Source organism: Devosia sp., from assembly GCF_041917035.1.
In the GTDB taxonomy this organism is placed as follows: domain Bacteria; phylum Pseudomonadota; class Alphaproteobacteria; order Rhizobiales; family Devosiaceae; genus Devosia_A.
In genome coordinates, this window is record NZ_JAYRYM010000261.1 from 1 (window position 1) to 4,938 (window position 4,938).

At 66.0% G+C, this 4,938-nt stretch carries 4 protein-coding genes; all 4 read right to left on the reverse strand.

Annotated elements, in window-relative coordinates; translation table 11 throughout:
* Positions 1 to 901, reverse strand: a 901-nt coding sequence (locus ACE3TU_RS18770; protein WP_374626999.1) for an alcohol dehydrogenase catalytic domain-containing protein, incomplete at its 3' end; no start/stop codon positions are given.
* A gap of 105 nt (positions 902 to 1,006) precedes the next feature.
* Positions 1,007 to 2,002 carry an ABC transporter permease gene (locus ACE3TU_RS18775; protein WP_374627001.1) on the reverse strand — a complete coding sequence of 332 codons (996 nt, stop codon included), beginning with the start codon at positions 2,000 to 2,002 and terminating at the stop codon, positions 1,007 to 1,009.
* Positions 1,999 to 3,624 carry a sugar ABC transporter ATP-binding protein gene (locus ACE3TU_RS18780; protein ID WP_374627003.1) on the reverse strand — a complete coding sequence of 542 codons (1,626 nt, stop codon included), beginning with the start codon at positions 3,622 to 3,624 and terminating at the stop codon, positions 1,999 to 2,001. The genes ACE3TU_RS18775 and ACE3TU_RS18780 overlap by 4 nt, the downstream gene beginning before the upstream one ends.
* Positions 3,625 to 3,633: 9 nt before the next feature.
* On the reverse strand, positions 3,634 to 4,749 hold the full coding sequence (locus ACE3TU_RS18785) for a sugar ABC transporter substrate-binding protein (protein ID WP_374627005.1): 1,116 nt from the start codon (positions 4,747 to 4,749) through the stop codon (positions 3,634 to 3,636).
* Positions 4,750 to 4,938: the final 189 nt, after the last annotated feature.

Here is a 4,938-nt window from a genome sequence, read left to right on the forward strand (position 1 = left end):
TTGCCTGGGGAGGCGGCAATCCGCCCGTGGTCAGTTCCCCGCCGCGCCGGATGATCTGGTAGCCAAGCTGCAGCGCCGCCACGGAACCGGCGAGTTCGATGGCATGGTCCACGCCGCCGCCCGTCATCTCCCGGATGGCCGCGGCGGCATCCGCATCGGAGGCAAGAACGGCATCGGTTGCACCGAGAGCCAGAGCGATGTCGAGCTTTTCCCTCGAGATGTCGACGGCGACAACGCGCTCGGCCCCGGCGGCGCGCGCACCAAGCAGGGCCGCCGCACCAACCCCTCCCAGCCCGATGATGGCCACCCGGTCGGCCGGTCGGACTCTCGCGCCGTTCAGCGCGGCCCCAACTCCGGTCAACACGGCACAGCCGAACAGGGCCGCATGTTCGAAGGCCAGCGATCGGTCGACCTTCACCAGGGAGTTGCGGGCCACGGTAGCGTATTCGGCGAAGCCGGAGACGCCAAGGTGGTGGTTGAGAGGATGACCCCCGCTCGCCTGGCTCAGGCGGCGCGCACCGGAAAGCAGCGTCCCCGCGCCGTTTGCGGCGGCACCGGGGATGCAGAGCGCCGGGCGGGCATCGATGCAGCACTCGCAGCTGCCGCAACTGGGCACAAAGACAAATACCACATGGTCTCCCACGCTGAGGTCATGCACCCCGGTACCGAGTTCCTCAACGACGCCGGCGGCCTCGTGGCCCAGTACCATTGGCAGGGGGCGCGGACGATTCCCGTCGATGACCGAAAGATCGGAGTGGCAGAGCCCGGCAGCGACAACGCGCACCAGCACCTCGCCCTCGCCCGGCCCGGCCAGTTCGACGTCGCGCACCTTCAGCGGGCGACTGTCGGCGTAGGGGGCGGGGAGCCCCGACTGTTCCAGAACTGCGGCACGGATCTTCATGGTCTTTCCCCTTCCCGGCGGTCCGGCGGCCGTCGACCCCGAGCGACGTTCCGGCCGTCAACGGCGAAGCTCGCGTGGCCCCCGCCCGCCCGAACCTGTGCTGCGTTATCCGATATCCGACGCTTCGCGCCCACGGGTGATCTGCGAGATGGTGACCGCCAGGATCAGCGCGCCGCCATTGAACACATTGGTGACCCACAGGGGAATCCCCAGCATCGACAGCCCGGTGATGCCGGTGGCGAGGAAATAGACTGCGATGATCGTGCCCCACGGGTTGAAGCGACCCGGCTGGATGGTCGTCGCGCCGAGGAAGGCGGCGGCGAAGGCCGGCAACAGGTAGTTGAGGCCGGAATAGGGATCGGCTGAGCCAAGCACGCCGGCATAGAGAATGCCCGCCGCGGATGCCAGAACCGCCGAAGACACCAGTGCCCCGACGCGCGCCCGATCCACCGCGATGCCGTTGAGGCGGGCCACTTCGCGACCGCGCCCGACGAACAACAGGCGACGGCCAAGCGGCGTGTAGTCGAACACGTACCAGAGCACGAGGGCCGCGGCGATCGCGTAGTAGAACGCGAGAGGGATGCCGAACAGGCGCTGGCCTACGACCGCATTGATCAGGGCGTTGTCGATGCCGCCGATGGTGGAGGAATTGGTCATCCACTGCACGATGCCGCTCATCAGCGACGTCGAGCCCAGGGTCACGACCAGTGATGGAACGCGGAAGTAGATGATGAAGAGCGAGTGGACCAGCCCCACCAGCACACCGATGCCCAGCACGATCGGCAGTACCAGTCCGATAGGCAGGTCCTGCCAGACGTTGAGCACTGCGATCGTCGAAGCCGATAACGTCAGGGTGGCGCCGACCGAAAGGTCGTAGTCGCCGGCGGTAAGCGGTATGATGATCGCCAGCGCCAGCAGCGCGGCCGGCGCGTACGAGGCGAACATGATCGAGAAATTGCCCCACCTGAAGAAGGTCGGCATCATGGCGCTGAAGATGGCGATCAGGATGGCCCAGACCAGCAGCAGGGCGATGCGCTCGAACTGACGGGCATAGTTGACGGACGCCTTGGCAGCAGGGGCGGTCTTGATGACGTCGGTCATGGCGCGTGTCGGCTCGTTGTGGGAATGGGGTCATCGAAGGGGATGGCGGCCGACTGATAGCAGGCCTCGGAGATGCCGTCCTTGGTGAGCTCGGCACCGGTGAGTTCGCGGCAGATGCGGCCCTTGGCGAAGATCAGCACCCGGTCGCAGACTTCAGCCAGTTGCTCGGCCTCGGAACTGGCGCAGATCACCGACATGCCCTCGGAAGCCGCCTTGCGCAGCGCCGCAAAGATCTGCTGCCGGGTACCCACGTCGACGCCCTGGGTCGGTTCGTCCAGCAGGAGCAGCGCAGGCGAGCGGTTCATCCAGCGCGCGATCAAGACCTTCTGGGCATTTCCGCCGGACAAGGCCGACAGCTTCAACCCCGGATCGTTCGGACGCACCTCGAACGCCGCGCCGAGGTCGCGTGCCTCGCGCACCATGGCGCCGTTGCGCATCAGGCCGCCGCGGAAGAAGCGGCCGACATCGGGCAGGAACATGTTGTCGACGATCGGCAGGCTGTCGACACCGCTCGCGCCCTGGCGGTCGGCGGGAAGCAGGGCAAAGCCCATTTCGATCGCCCGGCGCGGACTGAGCGCGGACTGGGCGAAGGTGCGGCCCTCGACGGTGATATCGCCCGATCGCGCCGGTCGGGCCCCAAAAGCGAGATACGGGACCTCCTCGTAGCCCGAGCCGATGAGGCCGGTGAGGCCGAGAATCTCGCCCTTGTGCACCTGCAGGTGCGAGGCCTGCAGCATCTTGCCGGCGAGGCCCGAGAAACGGGCGTAGACCGGCGCGGCACTCCTCTCGGGCCGTTCAGGCCGTCCGCGGGCGATGGAGCGACCGACGATCATCTCGACCACCTTCTCGTGCGTCGCGTCCTGGCGCCTGAGTTCGCCGACCCGTTCGCCGTCGCGCAGGACGGTGATTTCGTCGGTGATTTCGAGCACTTCGTCGATATCGTGCGAGATGAAGACAACACTCGAGCCGGATTTCGTGATCGAGCGGACCAGGGAAAACAGCTGGGCAACGCCCGAGGCGGGCAGGAACGGCGTCGGCTCGTCGAGCAGGACCAGACCGGGTCTGCCGGTGCTGGCGCGCGAGTGTTCGATTTCCTCGAAGGCGCGAACGATGGCGAGCAGCGCCCGCTGCACCGGAGTCAGCCGGTCGATGCGTTCCTCGGGGTCCAGATCGACCCCGAAGCGGGCAAGCGCGGCACGCGCCGCCTTCGTCTCCTCGCCCCAGTTGATGAACGGCCGCCTGCCGCTGGTCAATTGCACCAGCCGCAGGTTCTCAAGCACTGTCAGCGACGGTACGAGCCCCAGGTTCTGGTGCACGAAGGCCATGCCCAGGCGGCGGAAATCGCCCGGGCTGAGCGGCAGTGCGACGTCCTCGCCATTGAAGCGGAGACTGCCGCCCGGATCGGGAGCATGAAAGCCGGCGAGTATCTTCACCAGCGTCGACTTGCCCGAGCCGTTCTTGCCGAGCAGGCCATGCACCTGCCCCGGCATGACGTCGAACGAGACGTCGCGAAGCGCGCGGGCGCCGCCGAAAGTCTTGGAGAGGTGCCGGACGGAGAGGACCGGGAGCGCCGTGGGCGCTCCCGGGTTGTCGGCCGGACCCCGATAGGCGTGATCCGACATGGTTGCTGCTTACTCGATACCCCAGAGCTTGCGGAAGCCGGACTTGTAGGCGTCGCCATAGCCGGTGTCGAACTGGGCCGGATTGCCCGCATCGGCGATATTGGACTTGTCGAAGATATAGAACGGCACGTTGAGCGCCGACGGGCTAGGCAAACCGCACGCATCACGCAGGTGCCCATCGACGGTCGCGTAGGCAATCCAGTCGAGGCTTTCGCCGATATCCATGTCGACTTCGCCGGAGTGGATGTAGTCGAGGACGAACGGGGTACCGTTGAACGTGCCGACCTTGACGTCGCCGGTGCGGCCGACGAGGCGGATGGCGGGAACCACGAACTGGGACATCGAGTCGTAGATCGGGATGACCACGTTGATGTCCGGATTGGCCTGGAGCGCCGTCTGCACGCCCGGTTGGATCTTGGTGCCCCATTCGGTGACGCCGACGTTGATCTCCTGCACGATCTTGCCGTTCGGCGCGACCGCGGCGAGTTGCTTGGTGAACTCCTCGACGAGCGGGATGGTCGGCGGCACGTCGCGCGAGACGATGATGGCAACCTGCGGGTTGCCGTCGGTAACGACTGTGGCCCAGTCGGCAAGGATGCGGCCGATTTCGCCGAAGCCGATCGTCAGCGAACTGGAGACCACCGGATGCTGTTCGAAAGTCGGGTCGTAGAAGTGCGAGGTCATCACCTTGACGCCCGCATCCTTGGCCGCCTGCAGCGACGGCTCGATCGAACCGGGATCGATGCCGGAGATGAGGTCAATGATGGCGTACTTCTCGCGGGTCGCCAGTTCAACCTGCTGCACCCACTCGGCCGGAGTGCCCTGGTTCTGGCCCTCGACAACCTCAAGGCCCAGGTCGGCGCCCACCGCCTTCATGCGATCGATGATGCCCTTGAGGAAGGGGTTCGCGCTGTTGTTCGGAATCGACATCATCTTCTTGCCGGCGGCGCAGGACTTGGCATCGAAGGGGTCGCCCGGGGCAACGAACTCCGGCTTGCTGGTGTACTTGGCCAGGTTCTCCCTGGCCTTGGCCAGACCTTCCTCGGCCGTCTGGGCGCCCGCCGGAACGGCGAGATAGCCGAGCGCTACAAGTGACGTGAGGGTAGTCAAGAGGATGCGATTCATCGGTTTCTCCCTGCCTTTGCCGCCAAGCCGGCCCCCGAGGCCAACCCGTCGTGAATGCGTATTCATTGTTTGCGCAAGTATCGGAACCTGTCAATCGCACCGGGGCGGAAAATCGCGTTCGCGGGACGGAATCGCGGCGTCGCTTTCCGGCGCAAAGTGCTCGGTATCGACGCATCTCTATTGAAAGCT

Excerpts from the sequence above, each read along its gene's own strand:
- ACE3TU_RS18785 (WP_374627005.1), bottom strand. The coding sequence starts at position 4,749 with ATGAATCGCATCCTCTTGACTACCCTCACGTCACTTGTAGCGCTCGGC.
- ACE3TU_RS18775 (WP_374627001.1), bottom strand. The coding sequence starts at position 2,002 with ATGACCGACGTCATCAAGACCGCCCCTGCTGCCAAGGCGTCCGTCAAC.
- ACE3TU_RS18780 (WP_374627003.1), bottom strand. The coding sequence starts at position 3,624 with ATGTCGGATCACGCCTATCGGGGTCCGGCCGACAACCCGGGAGCGCCC.